Below are 14,737 nucleotides of genomic sequence, written 5' to 3'. Positions count from 1 at the left end.
AGCGGTGATTCGCAATTCATCTCTGCGTGTCGACAACCCCTCAGTTCGATTTCCGGTTACACCCGAATGGGCAAATTGCCATTGCGGCTTAGGTGCCGTTCGTCCCGGCTAAGCGGATCCCGCGCACTTTCACGCGTGTGGCGGCGCTGATCGGGGCCTTGAAACACGCGGGCATCGACGAAGCGTTTCGTTACCGGACGGCGGCTGTGCCGGCGACATTGCCTGGCACCGGCACGGCGCTTGTAACGCGGCGAAATGGTGAGGTTCCACCGCCAGATATCGATCAACTGAAGAACGGCGAGTGGCCCGCGCTGATGTGACACGAGGGTTCACCATAAAGTCCCGCCGTGAAAGCACTATTTCCTCGGCATCCGGAGATTCCCCGGTAACCGGATCACATACAGGCGGCCCGGCAAGTCTCCCGCAGCCTCGTCTTCCGAGTAGCTAAAGTACACTAGTGCGTGTCGCTCACGGTCGACTATCCGAAAGATGTGGAGGGAGTCAAAAATCGGGTTCTGTTGGGCCGCGAACACTTTTGCTTGGGCCGGAATTACGGCCGCAAGCTCGAGCTCGCCTGTCTGATGACACGACGCCGTCAGGTCCGCGGCGTGCGACATCCGTCCGCCTCCAAAAGCATCATCCGAATGCGATTCCGCGACATAGCAGGTCACACCTTTCACAAGAGGATCGCTGTAGGCGGAAATAGCGATGTGGTTTCCATAACGCTGGCTGTGGGTCTCGATTGATGTGAGTTCATCTGCCAGCGCAGCGGGCGGCAAAAAGATCAACAGCGCGCCCGCGACGCTCAGTCGTCTTCGAACCCGTTGTTTCATTGTCCACCCTCCTGGTTCTCCATCGCCGCATCTTTGCTCGCACTGCGCCGCGGTGATTAGCTGATTTCAGGCTATGCCAATGGAAAGTCAGCCGCTTGACACAAGTCAACGCCCATGAGTGGTCCGAGCCTCATTCTGCAGACAGCAATGTCGTCAGCACGACTCGTTTGGCGGCGGCCACGTCGTACGGAAGCGCGTTACCAAACGGCGTTCGTCGCGCGAATCCCCCAATCATTCGATATGAGGCCTGTCATGTTCAGCGCTGTCCGCTCCTCGCTCCTGCTTGCTTTCCTCCTATCTGTCAGCGTGCAGGTCGATGCGCTAGCGCAATCTGTTGCGCAGCCCTCGTTCCAGAACGGAGTTTCGTTTATAACCGGCGGTGTGGGCGAAGATGAAGTGGCGGCGTTCCGCTCCGCCGCGAACCGGTACAACGTTCGCATGACACTCGCGTCGAAGGCAGGCAGCTATCTGTCCGATGTCGACGTCACCATCACGTCGACATCCGGCCGGAAGGTGTTAGCCGTCCGCACCGAAGGCCCTTTCCTCTTTGTAGCACTGCCTGCCGGCGCTTACCGGATTGAAGCCAAAGCGAATCACGTTGCACAAACCAGAAAGATCGTGGTGCCCTCGCGCGGCGCGAATGAGCTGCGCTTTTACTGGGACGACGCGGAGACGCATGGCGCGCCACGGACCTGCAAAAGCTGTTCGTCTATGGGCCGTCCCTGACGACATATGGAGCGTGAAAATGAAGTGGCAATCCGATGCAATCCCATCGCGGCCGGATCCTCTTATCTTCGATGCTCGCGCCGTCTCGTGCTTGACCTTAATCTACCATCCATACGGGCGAAGTGTGCCTTTGCAATCATTCAAGCATCGTCTGGTTAAGTCGAATGGTTGCCGGCGATGCGAGCACTGCTGAACATCAGCTAGCAAATAGTCGCGTCCCCATCGCAGCCGACGGCGGTACCGGCGGAAAGACGTCCCATGCGCCGACACTATGTCGGAAGAACACAATACTCAATGGCCTCTGCGATACCTGACCTTCCAGACGGACGTAGCGCACCCCGGTACAACCTAAACGCCCAACCTGGGTGATGCGGGCCGGAACCGACCGCGTCGGCGCGAGCCATTTGTCGACAAGCGCTCTGAGGGAAAAGTTATCGCAATTCATCTCGTCCTCCTCGGTCGATCTCAAACGTTGGCTGAACGTCGTCAGCCATCCTGTTGAGTACATTATTGAGAGCACGGCCATTGAAATTAAATCAGCGGCGCTTGAATCGGTTGTAGTCGTCAAGGTTGCGCGGTAGGAATTTTCTTACGTGCGTTTGCGGCTGGCACTCATACTGGAGAAAGTCACGCGGCTGCCATCGACCTCGACGCCAACATACCTCGTTCGCGGTCCAGGTCGAGCTGGATCAGTGTCTGGACCACCGATGCAGGTGATCGGATCGCGCCTGTGTCGTCGGAAGGCCGACTCAAGCCAACCTGCAGGACCTGTCCCGGGCATCGAAACGCAGGCGGTGGCTACGCGCGGAATTGATCGGAATCAATCGCCGACTTGGAGATGCCCCTATGCTGACTAAACAGAAGACATTGAATCGCCGCATCGTGCGGATATACAGCGCAGTGATTGAGCGTCCTTTACATCGGACCGCCGCGCTACCACCTTCCATATATCAGGACCGGCTAATCACATCGTGCCAATCAATCACGCTGATCGCGACCTCACCCATATCGTCCCGATGATCGGGCAGCTTAATCATGTCCTGGAACAGGAAGCACAGCTTTCCTCCCTTCCTGTTTTCCAGATGGCCTACTGGCGAGCCCACATACAGTGGGTGGCCTCTCAAACGACGGCGACGGCTGCGACAGCCGATCGTCCGTTTGCGCTGCTCGCGAAACTGGATGCCCTCAGCTGCGCAAATGCGTCCCGTGTGACCAACGGCCGCCAGATCAACCGCTAGCTCGTTACACGGAAGATCGAACACACCATGTCGCGACAGGACATCAATCTCGTCGATAATCTTCTGAACCGATGCCGGCGCGTCATATCAGTCACATTCTGCCTGCTGGCGTTCCCCCTCGGCGCCGGCGCGCAAGCGCCCGCTCCACAGGTGCCGATCCTGGTCTACCACCGCTTCGCCGCGGCGGCAAACGACTCGATGACAGTGCGCGTCTCGACGTTCGAGGCGCAGTTGCGATTCCTGAAAGAGCGCGGTTATCGGTTCGTGCCGCTTAGAGACGTCGTGAACTGGCTAATCGATCCAGCTGCAAAGCTGCCGCCACGGTCCGTCGTGCTGACGGTCGACGACGGCCACCGCTCCGTTTACGAACAACTGCTGCCCATTGCGCAGCGCGAGCATCTGCCGGTCACGCTGTTCGTCTATCCGTCCGCGATCTCGAACGCGTCGTACGCCTTGACCTGGACACAGTTGCGCACACTGAATCGGACCGGCCTGTTCGACGTTCAGTCGCACACCTACTGGCACCCCAACTTCAACAACGAACGGCGTCATCGGACGCCCGCGGATTTCCAGAGCTTTGTGGGCACGCAGCTCGACGTGTCGCGACAGCGCATCGATACCGAAGTCGGTACAAAGGTGGACCTGCTCGCCTGGCCGTTCGGGATTTGCGACGACGAGTTGATGGCGCTAGCTGCGCAACACCGTTATGTCGCTGCATTCTCACTGGAAGCCCGCAGCGTCGACCGGCGTGCGCGCAGGCTCGCGCTGCCGCGTTTTTTGATTGTCGACTCATACGGGGTCGCAGGGCTCGCCGCCCTGCTCGGCGAACCGGCGCCGCGGCGCAACGCGAATTCCGCAGGCAACTGACCATGACTCTTCTTTCATTCTCACGTAGCATCGCCGTCACGCTCGCCGTCCTGTTGTTCAGCATGCGGAGCAGTGCGGCAACGGGCGTCGTAATCGACGAAGTCACAGGAAGGCCGATTCCGCAGGCCATCGTAACAAGTTCTGCCGGCGTACAGCAGACCGACGCGAATGGACGATTCGAGTTCGAGCATCCGACTGGAAACCACGCGCAGATTGCCGCGCGAGCGCCCGGCTATCTGCGTGCGCGCGCCGGCACGAGCGGCGATACGCCTGTCACGCTCAAGCTTACGCCGTTTCGCCCCAAGGCCGTGTACCTGTCGGTGTACGGTGTAACGAGCGCCACATTGCGGGAAGAAGCGCTCGCGTTGACGCGAACAACAGCGATCAATGCCCTCGTCATTGACGTCAAGGGCGACCGCGGTTTCACGCCCTATGCGAGCGCTGCGCGCGATGCAGTCGGGGCGTCCGCGAAGTTGAAAACCAAGGGGCCAATTGAACGGGATTTCCCCGCGCTGCTTGCCAATCTGCATAGCCGCCATCTTTATCTGATCGCGCGCATCGTGGTGTTCAAGGATGATCCGCTCGCCGACGCTCATCCCGACTGGATCGTGCGCGACGGGAATGGCAACCCCTGGCGCGACCGCGAGCACCTTCAATGGATGGACCCGTTCTCTCATGATGTGTGGCAACACAACCTCGACGTCGCCGAAGAGGCGGCAAAAGTGGGCTTCGATGAAATCCAGTTCGACTATGTGCGCTTTCCCGACGCCGGCGGCCTGCGCTTCTCGCAAGCAAACACGCGAGCCAACCGCACAGCCGCGATCGTAGGGTTCCTGCAGGCCGCCCGTACACGCCTTGCGCCCTATAACGTGTTCGTCTCAGCCGATATCTTCGGGTACGTCTGCTGGAATCTGGACGACACCGCCATCGGCCAACAGCTCGAACTGCTGGGCGCCCCGCTCGACTATATCTCGCCGATGCTGTATCCGTCCGGCTTTACATGGGGCTTGCCCGGGTGCACGAATCCAGTCTCGGACCCGGGGCAGATCGTGCGGCGTTCGCTGGCAGAGGCGGTCGAACGAACGCGTCTGCCGAGCGTGCGGTTTCGCCCCTGGTTGCAGGCGTTTCGCGACTATGCATTCGATCACCGCGAATTCGACGCTGCACAGATCCGCGCCCAGACCGCCGCCGCCGATGCCGCCGGCAGCGACGGATGGATGCTGTGGAATCCGCGCAATCGCTACGATCCGGCGGACTTGCCGCGATGAAAACCGGCCTCGCTCGCACCGTCTTGCCGGTGGCACTTACCGCAATACTCATGTATGTGCCGTCGTTCGCGCGGGCGGGTCCGCTCGGCGCATCGGCGCGGGTTGAACTCGAGCGCATTGTTGCCGGACAGATCGAAGCCGGCCGCCTGCCTGGCGCAGTGGTGCTCGCAGGCAGCGCAGACGAGGTGCAGTATCGCGAGGCGTTCGGCCAGCGCATGAGCTCACCGCATGGGGAAGCGATGACCGTCGACACCGTGTTCGATCTCGCTTCGGTGACGAAGGTGATCGCGACGACGACCGCGGTCATGCAGCAGGTCGAAGTCGGCCACCTCGATCTGGACGCGCCTGTAATCCGCTACTGGCCAGAGTTCGCCGCCAACGGTAAGGAGCAGGTGACCGTGCGCCAGTTGCTCGCGCACACATCCGGGCTTCAGGCCGATCTGAACGCACGGCCGGCGCGGCCGGGGCGTGCAGGTGTTCTGAGCGAGATCGCGCAGCAGCGTTTGTATGCAATGCCGGGCGAACGCGTGATTTATAGCGACCTCAATTTTGCCGCGCTGGGCGAGCTGGTCGAGCGGGTAACGGGCGAACCTCTCGACGAATATTGCCGCACGCATATCTTTGGTCCGCTCGGCATGCGAGATACCGGTTTCCTGCCCGACGCGCAACATGTCGCGCGCAGCGCCGCCACGACGGCGGGGCGCCGCGGAAAGGTCCACGACCCTTTGGCGATGTGGATGCAAGGCGTTGCGGGAAATGCCGGGCTCTTTTCCACTGCCGACGACCTGGGCCGCTTCGCGCGGATGCTGCTTAACGGCGGTTTCAGCGCGGCAAGGCCGGCGACCCGCGTCCTTTTACCCTCCAGCATCGAAGCTCTGGCAGTCCCCGCCTCCCCCTTGGCCACGCAGCCCTGGCGAAGCCTGGGCTGGCAGCTCGGGAGCCCGTTGGCGGCGAACCGCGCCCGGCTGCCCCCGGTCGGCCTGATCGAACACACCGGCTATACGGGCACCGGCATCTGGATCGACTTCATTACTCGCCGGTTCATCGTGATTCTGACGAATCGGGTCCACGCGGACGATGGTGGCGATGCACGGCCGCTGCGTGCCCAGATCGTGGCCGCACTTGCGAGTGGTACGCCATCGCTCACCGTTGCCGATGTCGGCGCCGCGCTGCCATCGGCCACGGCCGTGTTGGCCTCGGTCAGCCGCTTGCCGAGGGCCACGGGACTCGTCAGGAGCGGCCTCGACGTGCTCGAGGACCAGCGGTTCGCGCCGTTGAGCGGTCGGCGTATCGGTCTCGTTACCAATCGAACAGGTTTCGATGCAACGGGAACCCGTACTGTCGACGTACTTGCACACGCCCCCGGCGTCGATCTCGTTGCGCTGTTTTCGCCGGAGCACGGTTTGAACAGCGATGTCGACGACCGGGTCGGCGATTCACGTGACGTGGCGACCGGGCTCGCCGTGCACAGCCTCTACAGCGGCACACGGCGCTTCCCGCCCGGCTCGCTCGACGACCTGGACGCACTTGTTTTCGACATCCAGGATGCGGGGGCGCGCTTCTTTACCTATGAAACGACGCTCGGCTACGCGCTCGAAGCAGCAGCGTCTCGTGGCATTCCTCTTTTTGTGCTCGATCGCCCTGACGCGCTCGGCGCTGACCGTTTCGGCGGACCTGTGCTTGACCCCGGTCGCGAATCGTTCACCGGTTACTTCTCGCTGCCGCTTCAGCCAGGCATGACAGTCGGCGAACTCGCGACGCTCTTCAACCATGAACGAAATATCGGCGCCGATCTGCACGTGATTTCGATGACGGGTTATCGTCGTTCGATGCGCTTTGCCGACACGGGCCTGGGCTGGGTGCCCCTATCGCCGAACATACGGACACCGGCGCAACTGGAGCTCTACCCGGAGGTCGCTATGATCGAGGGCGCCAACGTTAGCGTCGGTCGCGGCACGCCCGCGCCGTTCGAACTTGCCGGCGCGCCATGGATCGATGGCACAAAGTTCGCGGCTGCATTGAACGCGCTCGATACCGGGGTTCGCTTCGTGGCGGTCGACTTCGTGCCAACCGAGTCCACCTGGCGCGGCCGCTTGTGTCACGGCGTGCAGATTCTGCGCGAACCAGCGACGGCGGCGCCTGTTGGCCGTGTCGGTCTCGCGCTCGCAGTAACGCTGCTAGCGCTGTACCCGAAGTATTTCGATGTCGCCGCGACCCGCGATGCGATTGGCTCCAGCGCTGTCTGGCAGGCGCTGAGTCACGGCGCCGGACTCGATCAGCTCGAAGCGCTCGCGGCCGGTGAGAGCAAGGCGTTTGCGCCGTTGCGCGACAGGTACCTGCGATATTGATCAAGCTCAGCACCCTCTCCTCTTGCCGCGCACAAGAGCAGACAGGCAGGCAGCGGCGGCTAAACCTGCAATTGGCGGCGTCTATGTCCCGCCAGCGACGATAACGTCAGACGCACGCACCTGACTAACTGCCGTCTATACCATTCGATTCGGCAACGCTCATCTGTCACTGATTCGCAGTGGTTCCGGAAAACGCTGTGTCAGTTCATAGATTCCTGCAAGCGGCCATGCCTGCGAGGCATACGGCAAGGCGTACGCGTGGGACGGCGGCCAGACGCACCCGTCGCCACACGTGCTTCGGGGCGCGCCAGCAAGACTCTCGCAACCGTGAGCCGCAGAAGAGGCCGAGACGTTCCTCAATACAGACGAGTAGCCTGCTGCAGCGATATAAACCGTCACGTCCTGCCCGGTTCTGACGGCCATCGTCGGTCGCGCTGCCTGTTGGCGGTAGGTGGTGGCGTCATAGCGAACCGAGGGCGGACCGCTACATCCCGCAGTCGGGTATGAGAGGACCGAAGGCGCGGACCATTGGAAATCAGTTGCAGACGTTCCGTTGCTGTCGTTCTTGCGCTCGATCGCCGCGAAGATCGGCACTCCACCGCTGTCGAGCAGTACGCCGTCGGTCCCGCCCAGCGTTGTTAGCCGCCCTACGCGATGACCCAGCGCATCGACTACCTGAAAGTGCCGCAGCCCTCTGTCGGGTAATGAATCGTTACCCCGATGGCCGTCGTCGCCATAGGACAGCGTCGCTGCGTAGGTGAAGAGCAACGCCAGTATCTGTTGACGCATAGATTCCTCCAACGCGGGTCATTGCCGTGGCTCAACGCCCCCTCTCCATCTGACCGTAAGCGGCTCGGGATGGTGCAAGGTGAGGTCATAGATAGCCTCGATCGCCCATTCGGGGTTAAAGATGTTGCCGGCAATGGAGTTACTGGGACTGGCGACGTACACCGCGACACCGGACCCGCGTCTGACTGCCATTGATGGCCTCGCCGGACATAACGCCCCGCCGCAATTGACGAGCAAAGGGTCACTGCAGTTGGCGCTAACCGTGCAGTCGATGGCCTTCCAGCGGAACTGGGTGGCAGAAGCGTTGGCAAAAGTGTCTGCCGACAAACGTTGGATTCCGACAAAGACGGCAGCGCCATTGATTTCAATAACGACGCCAAAATTCGCGTCCAAAGCCTGCGCCGATCCGACAAAGGCGCCGTTTGCGTCGAACACGCCGGCCACCCCTAGAGCCTCGTTCTCGCGCCTGCCGGGCTCGCGGCCGTTTTCTCCGTAAGAGCCAGCCGCCAGCAAAAGCAAGCTGACGAATGCAACGATGCGCTTGACCGAGCCCAGGATGACCATGATCGTCCTCTTTCAGAAATGCGCGTCCAGCGGCTCGGGATGATGGCCCGTCAGATCGAACGTACTTTCTGACTTCCACGCGTCTATTGACTGTGGCTGGAAGGACTCACAGCGGTTGAACAACGTCGAGAAGAAAGAAGCGACCGAGACGCTCGCAGATGCGCCATCCGACGTAACGTACAGGGTGACGATCGAGCCCGACCGGACTGGAATCGAAGGCCTGGTAGGCGCATAAAAGTTGTAAAGCCCATCGTAAACGGATATGTAGCTTGCACCCGCACAGTTCGACTCTGCAAAGTACAGGCCAGAAGCGCTGCCCCATACCAACTGCGAAGCTGAGTACCGAACGGACAAACCGGAGAAGTCGTCAGGAACAGCGGAGGTTCGCACGCGTTCCACCGGAACAAACACTCTTGCGCCGTTGATAGCCAGAACGACGCCATCCACAAATCCGTAGGAGGCAATCTGTCCGACCCGCGCACCCCGGCTGTCATAAAGCGTCAGTGCACGATCGTCGTTACTCTCGCGGGGCCCAGTGCGCGAGGTCGCGTCACTGCCACCGTAGCTGGCAATTGCCACTGTCAGTAACAGCGGTCCAAGAAGCGACTGACGCATGGGCCCTCCTCGGGCTGTCAGCGGACAACCCCCAAGCCGCTTTAAGGCTAGGAGGCGCTCTCCGATCTTTCAAGTGTTCTCGTTTTACCTACACCTAGTCGCTCGCCAGCGTCGAGCCTGCCACGTCCAACGCTAGCGCCACAGGACGTGATCGACCGAAATCTAGCATCAATTTTCAGTTTCCTCGGCCTGACGGCTGCCTATTGAAGATGGAATCCGAAGTCGGGATGCATACTCCGATTGATGCGGTTGATTGTCAGAATGCAATTGCCTTATCCGTCTTGCGCAAGTTGCGGTCCGCGTCCGCAAACCGTCGTCGGTCGCTCAGAGCACCGCAGGCTTGCTCGACAGTTCACTTTGCCACTCCTGCTGGGCAGGGAAGTGTCTTTTGAGCAGTTCGCTCACCTGCTCGACGCCTTCAAGCACGCCAACCTCATACCTGCCGAGCCTGAAATTCACCTCCATGCTCTGGCAGATGGTTTCCCACTCGGCGGCGCGCACCCGGGCATGCATCCCTCGGTCGGCAACGATCTCCACGTCACGATCAGCAAGCAGCAGATAGATGAGTACGCCATTGTTGTGCTCGGTGTCCCACACCCGAAGCTGCGAAAAGACGTCGATCGCCCGTTCTCTTGCTGATGTGTTGCTCAGCAGCGCATCGTTCTGAAGCGCTCCTTCGACCGCAAATCGAACCTGCCCTATATGGTCTCGATGACTTGCCCGAATTGCTTTCTCAATGGCATGCAGCGTGCGGGGCGGAAAGGCAGCGCTCACAGTCCAGCGCGTCATGAGCAAGTGCCTCGCTATCCGTTTGATTTCCATGTCTACCACCTGCCCGACGCGCCACCACCACCAAAGCCACCACCGCCGCCCCGAAAGGTTGTGCGACTGGACTCTCCGCCTGGGCCACCAATAGCTCGTCCTCCGACGAACGCACCCAGCCCGCTACCGAATAATGTGAACAGGAGCGCGATGGCGCCAGCGAACAATGCGATAGAGACGGCACCCGACAGCAGCCAGGCGACAACTGCGATGGCGCCGCCTGTCACAACTGAGGCCGCCATGCGGCCCAGCAGGGCACGGAGCACGCCCCCCGCCACCAAAGTCAGTACGAAAAGTACGGGGAGATAGCCCCTGATGCTTCCGGAATTGCCGCCAGTCTGTCCATCCGGCGCCGGCAATGGCTCGCCGCTGATGACATTCATGATGCTGCTGACGCCGGCCGACACGCCTCCGTAAAAATCTCCGCGCTTGAATCTTGGGACAATCACCTCGTTGATGATGCGGCTGCTAGTAGCGTCGTTGAGTGCGCCTTCGAGGCCATAGCCGACCTCGACGCGAAGCGCACGGTCATCTTTTGCGACGATGAGGAGCGCGCCGTCGTCGACCCGCTTGCGTCCGAGCTTCCACTGCTCGACAACACGCATGGAATACTGCTCTATCGTTTCGGGCCGTGTCGTTGGCACGATAAGCACGGAAATCTGGCTTCCTTTCTTCGCCTCGAAGGCCTGCAGTGTCTGCTCGAGCGACGCGCGCTGCTCGGCAGTGAGCGTCGCCGTCTCGTCGGTGACGCGCGCCGTCAAAGCAGGGATTCCAACCTCTGCGCTCGCGGCAGACGACCAGAACGGAATGAGCGCGAGCAGCACGATCCTCACTGTCTTCAGGATGTTCAATTGGTCACTCCACTCGCTTGCGCCGGGGCCGCGTCGAAATTGACCGGCGGAGGCCGGGCGATCTCGGCTTCATTCGACACTGAAAAGTTGGGCTTCTCCTTATAGCCGAAGACACTCGCCGTCAGGTTGGACGGAAACGAACGCACTACGACGTTGTAGTCCTGCACCGCCTCGATATAACGGTTTCTCGCAACAGTAATCCGGTTCTCGGTCCCTTCGAGTTGCGCCTGGAGATCGCGGAAATTTGCGTCGGACTTCAATTGCGGATAATTCTCGGACACGACCAGCACTCTCGATAGCGAACTCGTCAACTGGGCCTGCGCCGCTGCGAATTTCGCGAACGCTTGCGGGTCGTTGATAAGCTCCGGGCTTGCCTGAACCGACCCCACTCTCGCGCGGGCTTCCGTCACACGTGTCAGCACTTCCTTTTCCTGGCTCGCATAGCCTTTGACTGTATTCACGAGGTTGGGGATCAGATCGGCGCGACGCTGATACTGGTTCAATACCTCGGACCAGCTCGCCTTCACCTGTTCGTCCTGAGTCTGGATGGCGTTGTAGCCGCAGCCGGAAATTCCCAGCGCGACCACCGCTATTAACCACGTCAACATTGCGCGCATTGGAGTGTTCCCGTCGTCAGTCTGGTTCGTTGTGATTTTTCTGGCCGCCCGTCCCCACGCACGTGCGGCCTCCAATCTGCCCGCGAGGGCAATTTCAGCCTACGCCTGGCCGGTCGGCGGCAATTGACCGAGGTCAAGTTCGTTCCGGAATCACACTCCCCCCGTTTACCAGAATCTGCCTTGCCAAGATGATGGGCCGCGCCGGGTCGAAAGCGCATGCTTTCTGACCTCCGCGGAGCGGCCAAGCACCGTCGCGCGGTGCAACGACCCCGTATCAACCTTCAGACAGACATGCCTCCCAGCGGCGACGTATGTTCTTTAAGCGAGGTCAATCCGGTCCGCATGCGCGTCGATAGAGTAAATGGTATGCAACCAACCGTTCGGGCAAAGATCATGAACAGCCAACGATGCGCCCGCTCTCGCTCAAGCTAACGTCGGAATTGCAACGGGCACCGGTACCGATGTGGCAATGAACAGCGCACACGTGGTACTCGTTAAGGGTGACCTGCGCGGCATCGCGCGGGCCAGGGCCTTAAGCATCGCGACAATGAAGAACATCCGGCAGAACCTCTTCTTTGCGTTCGCCTACTACGTGATCGGAATTCCCGTCGCGGCGGGCGTTCTGTACCCGTGGCTGGGCATTCTCCTAAGCCCAGTTATCGCGAGCGCGGCGATGGCATTGAGTTCGGTGTCCGTAATCGGAAATGCGCTACGTTTGGGGGGCGCTCGGACATAGTTCAGCGGCGTTCGAGGAGTTCGAAGACCGTCATCCCGCAGAGCATCGCGGCCACAAAACCCCACGCCTTCGGAAAACCAGCGCCCAGGGCGACCAGTGCGGGCCCCGCGCAAAATCCTGCGAGCCCCCGGCCAACACCGAACACCGCGCTGCCGAGTACAAGTCTCAACGTCACGACAGTGCTGGCTGGAATCGGCATGGGCAGACTCAGCAGGGATTTCTCGCGGCGTTTTCCAAACAGGAAAGCGATCGATCCGACTGCTATCGCTCCGGCCATGACAAACGCAAGTGACGGGTGCCATGATCCTGCCAGGTCGACGAACGCCAGCACCTTCGCCGGATTTGCCATGCCGGACACAATCAGGCCGACCCCAAACAAAAGGCCGGAAAGCAAAACAGCGAGCAAAGCCATGTCCCAGCCTCCCACCAAATGTCTGGATACGAACACGGTCAAAAAACCGCTTGCCATGAATGTAGCCGTCGCGACAAGAGCTCCGCGAAATGCCACAGACACCGTGGCCGCTCGTGCAGCCACTAGCGTAACGCGTGCCGATGCCAACCAGAAAACCGGCGACGAGTATTCGGTCCACCCAGCCGCTATGTCAGGCGCTGTCGGGTTTCCGAGCAGGCCTGCCAGCACCGGTGCCACAATCAGCCCTGCAAGAAAAGCAACATGCCATCCCGCATCTTTTTGCGGGGCGCCCAGCGGGCCACCGAGAATGCCGCTGATGCCTGCTATACGTCCGTTGAACAAAACAAGCACCGCAGCCGCAGCGCCGGTCAGCAGACCGCCAGTCAGTGACAGGCCGGGTGTAACACTCGTTGTATCGATCCACATGACGTCTCCTTCTGCTCAGTGCGCGCAAAACTGCTCGTACGGCACGTTCATGACCGCGATCGTCGCCGTGCTCGCTCGGGAATAGAAGATATTTTTCACTTCGCGGCGCGTCTCGACGAGCACGTTATCGCGAAGCACGCCGAGTTGCTGCAAGACCGTGGGCTGATGTATTCCCAACTGCTCTTCGAGGTCGCTCAAACGCGACTCGCCGTGCGATAGTTGGCACATCAGCAGTAACCGGTCGGGATTTGCCAGCAGCTTCAGTACCGCACAAGCTTTCTGTGCCGAGGCCTGCATCACCGAAAGTTGGATCGGCGCCGCCTTCTTCCTCATATCGTCGCCCAATAATTTGCGGCGTTACATTATATTGTTTAATATATTGTTTGCGTATAGAATGATCTGTATCTGAGGAGGTAAGGATGCAGCCCACCGTTCAACCGTTTTTCGAGTCGGTCACCGGCACAGTCACATATGTTGTTTTCAGGTCTGGTCACCCGGAATGTGCAGTCATTGACCCCGTCCTGAACTACGATCCCAAAGCAGGGCGCACCTCAACGACAGATGCCCACAGGGTCGTCGAATTCGTTCGTCAACATGGCCTGCAAGTGCAGTGGATTCTGGAAACGCATGCGCATGCTGACCACCTCTCCGCAGCGCAATATCTGCGGCACGAGCTTGGCGGCGCCATTGCGATCGGACAACATATTCGCTCTGTTCAGAGCGTCTTTAAAACGCTGTTCAACCTGGAGCGCGGATTCCGGGTTGACGGTTCCCAGTTCGACCATCTGTTTCGCGAAGGCGAGGAGTTTTCCATCGGCGCTCTGGCAGCGAAGGCGCTGTACGTTCCCGGCCACACGCCTGCGGACACGGCCTACCAGATCGGCGATGCGGTCTTCGTGGGCGATACGCTTTTCATGCCGGACGTCGGCACCGCGCGTTGCGACTTCCCCGGCGGCAATGCGCGCGCGCTGTATGACTCGATTCGAAAGCTGCTGGCCCTGCCGGGCGACACCCGGCTTTTCATGTGCCACGATTACCCACCCGATGGCCGCAAACCCGAATGGGAAACGACGGTGCTCGCACAGCGCGAGCACAACATCCATGTGCACGACGGCATAACAGAAGCACAGTTCGTTCGCATGCGCGAAACGCGCGACGCAACACTGGCGATGCCCGTTCTGATGCTGCCGTCTATCCAGGTGAATATACGTGCCGGCGAGTTTCCGCCCGTCGAAGAAAACGGGCAAAGCTATCTGAAGATTCCGTTAAACGCGCTGTAGCCTGCGAGATCCAGCTGCACCGATCGCCCGCGTCTGCGCAGCAAGCGCTGGCGATTAAAGCAAGCCGCCCGGATCGGCATGATCCAGATCAAGTTGGCCTATGCATTGCGTCGGTTATAAGTAGTTGCAGCATAAGCGTTGCGAGGTCACCTGTGGGCCGGCCGCGGGCCGGACTGTCGGGCACGTCTCGCGCTGCCGGCGTGAAGCAATCGCTCGCGCCCGGGCACGAAATGCAATGCGCAAGACGTATCGGGTGCCCGGAACCGGCGATTGCATTGCTGGAAGCATCCCAACGGATCATCACAGGCTCTCATGTTTTCATCGTCCCACTCACCGCCGCCAGCA

Annotated in this window: 16 protein-coding genes and 2 pseudogenes; 8 read left to right on the top strand and 10 right to left on the bottom strand. The window is 60.5% G+C overall.

The features are described from left to right. Window positions 1-137 precede the first annotated feature (137 nt). Window positions 138-320, top strand: coding sequence for a hypothetical protein (locus P0D87_RS12360; RefSeq protein WP_321175831.1), 183 nt, complete (start codon window positions 138-140; stop codon window positions 318-320). A 36-nt stretch (window positions 321-356) separates the two neighbouring features. On the opposite strand, the gene P0D87_RS12355 is transcribed toward P0D87_RS12360, so the two are convergent. Beyond that, window positions 357-833 carry a CreA family protein gene (locus tag P0D87_RS12355; RefSeq protein ID WP_053860407.1) on the bottom strand — a complete coding sequence of 159 codons (477 nt, stop codon included), beginning with the start codon at window positions 831-833 and terminating at the stop codon, window positions 357-359. Window positions 834-1,085: 252 nt separating this feature from the next. On the opposite strand from P0D87_RS12355, the gene P0D87_RS12350 reads away from it, so the two are divergent. From P0D87_RS12350 to P0D87_RS12330, 5 genes are all read left to right on the top strand, one after another. Further along, window positions 1,086-1,559, top strand: coding sequence for a hypothetical protein (locus tag P0D87_RS12350; protein ID WP_053860406.1), 474 nt, complete (start codon window positions 1,086-1,088; stop codon window positions 1,557-1,559). Window positions 1,560-2,530: 971 nt separating this feature from the next. Continuing rightward, the gene (locus P0D87_RS12345; RefSeq protein ID WP_149029249.1) at window positions 2,531-2,797 is read left to right on the top strand and encodes a hypothetical protein; all 267 of its coding nucleotides are present in this window, start codon (window positions 2,531-2,533) and stop codon (window positions 2,795-2,797) included. Between the two features lie 27 nt (window positions 2,798-2,824). After that, on the top strand, window positions 2,825-3,664 hold the full coding sequence (locus P0D87_RS12340) for a polysaccharide deacetylase family protein (protein ID WP_408636837.1): 840 nt from the start codon (window positions 2,825-2,827) through the stop codon (window positions 3,662-3,664). 2 nt (window positions 3,665-3,666) lie between these two features. Then, on the top strand, window positions 3,667-4,932 hold the full coding sequence (locus P0D87_RS12335; protein WP_053860403.1) for a putative glycoside hydrolase: 1,266 nt from the start codon (window positions 3,667-3,669) through the stop codon (window positions 4,930-4,932). Further along, entirely contained in the window at window positions 4,929-7,280 is a 2,352-nt protein-coding gene (locus tag P0D87_RS12330) for a serine hydrolase (protein ID WP_082367191.1), read from the top strand. Before P0D87_RS12335 ends, P0D87_RS12330 begins: the two co-directional genes overlap by 4 nt. 159 nt (window positions 7,281-7,439) lie before the next feature. Here P0D87_RS12330 and P0D87_RS12325 read toward each other — a convergent pair whose 3' ends face one another. From P0D87_RS12325 to P0D87_RS12300, 6 genes are all read right to left on the bottom strand, one after another. Continuing rightward, the gene (locus P0D87_RS12325) at window positions 7,440-8,069 is read right to left on the bottom strand and encodes a hypothetical protein (RefSeq protein ID WP_149029248.1); all 630 of its coding nucleotides are present in this window, start codon (window positions 8,067-8,069) and stop codon (window positions 7,440-7,442) included. 18 nt (window positions 8,070-8,087) lie between these two features. Beyond that, window positions 8,088-8,633 carry a hypothetical protein gene (locus tag P0D87_RS12320; RefSeq protein ID WP_053860402.1) on the bottom strand — a complete coding sequence of 182 codons (546 nt, stop codon included), beginning with the start codon at window positions 8,631-8,633 and terminating at the stop codon, window positions 8,088-8,090. Window positions 8,634-8,645: 12 nt separating this feature from the next. Beyond that, window positions 8,646-9,248 carry a hypothetical protein gene (locus P0D87_RS12315; RefSeq protein ID WP_053860401.1) on the bottom strand — a complete coding sequence of 201 codons (603 nt, stop codon included), beginning with the start codon at window positions 9,246-9,248 and terminating at the stop codon, window positions 8,646-8,648. A 324-nt stretch (window positions 9,249-9,572) separates the two neighbouring features. Then, window positions 9,573-10,070 carry a TPM domain-containing protein gene (locus P0D87_RS12310; protein WP_053860400.1) on the bottom strand — a complete coding sequence of 166 codons (498 nt, stop codon included), beginning with the start codon at window positions 10,068-10,070 and terminating at the stop codon, window positions 9,573-9,575. 2 nt (window positions 10,071-10,072) lie between these two features. Continuing rightward, on the bottom strand, window positions 10,073-10,921 hold the full coding sequence (locus P0D87_RS12305) for a TPM domain-containing protein (protein ID WP_053860399.1): 849 nt from the start codon (window positions 10,919-10,921) through the stop codon (window positions 10,073-10,075). Further along, entirely contained in the window at window positions 10,918-11,538 is a 621-nt protein-coding gene (locus tag P0D87_RS12300; protein WP_053860398.1) for a LemA family protein, read from the bottom strand. Before P0D87_RS12300 ends, P0D87_RS12305 begins: the two co-directional genes overlap by 4 nt. A 403-nt stretch (window positions 11,539-11,941) precedes the next feature. On the opposite strand from P0D87_RS12300, the pseudogene P0D87_RS12295 reads away from it, so the two are divergent. After that, window positions 11,942-12,274, top strand: a pseudogene (locus P0D87_RS12295) (copper-transporting ATPase); the annotation flags it as partial. A gap of 1 nt (window position 12,275) precedes the next feature. On the opposite strand, the gene P0D87_RS12290 reads toward P0D87_RS12295, so the two are convergent. The 3 genes and pseudogenes from P0D87_RS12290 to P0D87_RS12280 form a co-directional block, all read right to left on the bottom strand. Continuing rightward, window positions 12,276-12,686, bottom strand: a complete 411-nt coding sequence (locus P0D87_RS12290) for a DUF6691 family protein (RefSeq protein ID WP_053860873.1) — start codon at window positions 12,684-12,686, stop codon at window positions 12,276-12,278. Window positions 12,687-12,692: 6 nt separating this feature from the next. Next, window positions 12,693-13,112 (bottom strand): annotated as a pseudogene (locus tag P0D87_RS12285) (YeeE/YedE family protein); the annotation flags it as partial. A 15-nt stretch (window positions 13,113-13,127) separates the two neighbouring features. Next, window positions 13,128-13,445, bottom strand: coding sequence for an ArsR/SmtB family transcription factor (locus P0D87_RS12280; protein WP_053860872.1), 318 nt, complete (start codon window positions 13,443-13,445; stop codon window positions 13,128-13,130). Window positions 13,446-13,531: 86 nt separating this feature from the next. Between P0D87_RS12280 and P0D87_RS12275 the strand changes: the two genes are divergently transcribed. Next, a complete protein-coding gene (locus P0D87_RS12275) occupies window positions 13,532-14,392 on the top strand; it encodes an MBL fold metallo-hydrolase (protein WP_053860396.1) in 861 nt (286 codons plus the stop codon). The last annotated feature ends 345 nt before the right edge of the window (window positions 14,393-14,737 follow it).

It is taken from the genome of Paraburkholderia sp. RL17-368-BIF-A (genome assembly GCF_046054045.1).
In the GTDB taxonomy this organism is placed as follows: Bacteria; Pseudomonadota; Gammaproteobacteria; order Burkholderiales; family Burkholderiaceae; genus Paraburkholderia; species Paraburkholderia graminis.
This window is presented reverse-complemented; position numbering and strand designations above follow the sequence as displayed.

What these genes read in the sequence shown, in the direction of transcription:
- P0D87_RS12355 (WP_053860407.1), bottom strand. Translation starts at nt 833, where the DNA reads ATGAAACAACGGGTTCGAAGACGACTGAGCGTCGCGGGCGCGCTGTTG.
- P0D87_RS12350 (WP_053860406.1), top strand. Translation starts at nt 1,086, where the DNA reads ATGTTCAGCGCTGTCCGCTCCTCGCTCCTGCTTGCTTTCCTCCTATCT.
- P0D87_RS12340 (WP_408636837.1), top strand. Translation starts at nt 2,825, where the DNA reads ATGTCGCGACAGGACATCAATCTCGTCGATAATCTTCTGAACCGATGC.
- P0D87_RS12335 (WP_053860403.1), top strand. Translation starts at nt 3,667, where the DNA reads ATGACTCTTCTTTCATTCTCACGTAGCATCGCCGTCACGCTCGCCGTC.
- P0D87_RS12330 (WP_082367191.1), top strand. Translation starts at nt 4,929, where the DNA reads ATGAAAACCGGCCTCGCTCGCACCGTCTTGCCGGTGGCACTTACCGCA.
- P0D87_RS12325 (WP_149029248.1), bottom strand. Translation starts at nt 8,069, where the DNA reads ATGCGTCAACAGATACTGGCGTTGCTCTTCACCTACGCAGCGACGCTG.
- P0D87_RS12320 (WP_053860402.1), bottom strand. Translation starts at nt 8,633, where the DNA reads ATGGTCATCCTGGGCTCGGTCAAGCGCATCGTTGCATTCGTCAGCTTG.
- P0D87_RS12315 (WP_053860401.1), bottom strand. Translation starts at nt 9,248, where the DNA reads ATGCGTCAGTCGCTTCTTGGACCGCTGTTACTGACAGTGGCAATTGCC.
- P0D87_RS12310 (WP_053860400.1), bottom strand. Translation starts at nt 10,070, where the DNA reads ATGGAAATCAAACGGATAGCGAGGCACTTGCTCATGACGCGCTGGACT.
- P0D87_RS12300 (WP_053860398.1), bottom strand. Translation starts at nt 11,538, where the DNA reads ATGCGCGCAATGTTGACGTGGTTAATAGCGGTGGTCGCGCTGGGAATT.
- P0D87_RS12290 (WP_053860873.1), bottom strand. Translation starts at nt 12,686, where the DNA reads ATGGCTTTGCTCGCTGTTTTGCTTTCCGGCCTTTTGTTTGGGGTCGGC.
- P0D87_RS12280 (WP_053860872.1), bottom strand. Translation starts at nt 13,445, where the DNA reads ATGAGGAAGAAGGCGGCGCCGATCCAACTTTCGGTGATGCAGGCCTCG.
- P0D87_RS12275 (WP_053860396.1), top strand. Translation starts at nt 13,532, where the DNA reads ATGCAGCCCACCGTTCAACCGTTTTTCGAGTCGGTCACCGGCACAGTC.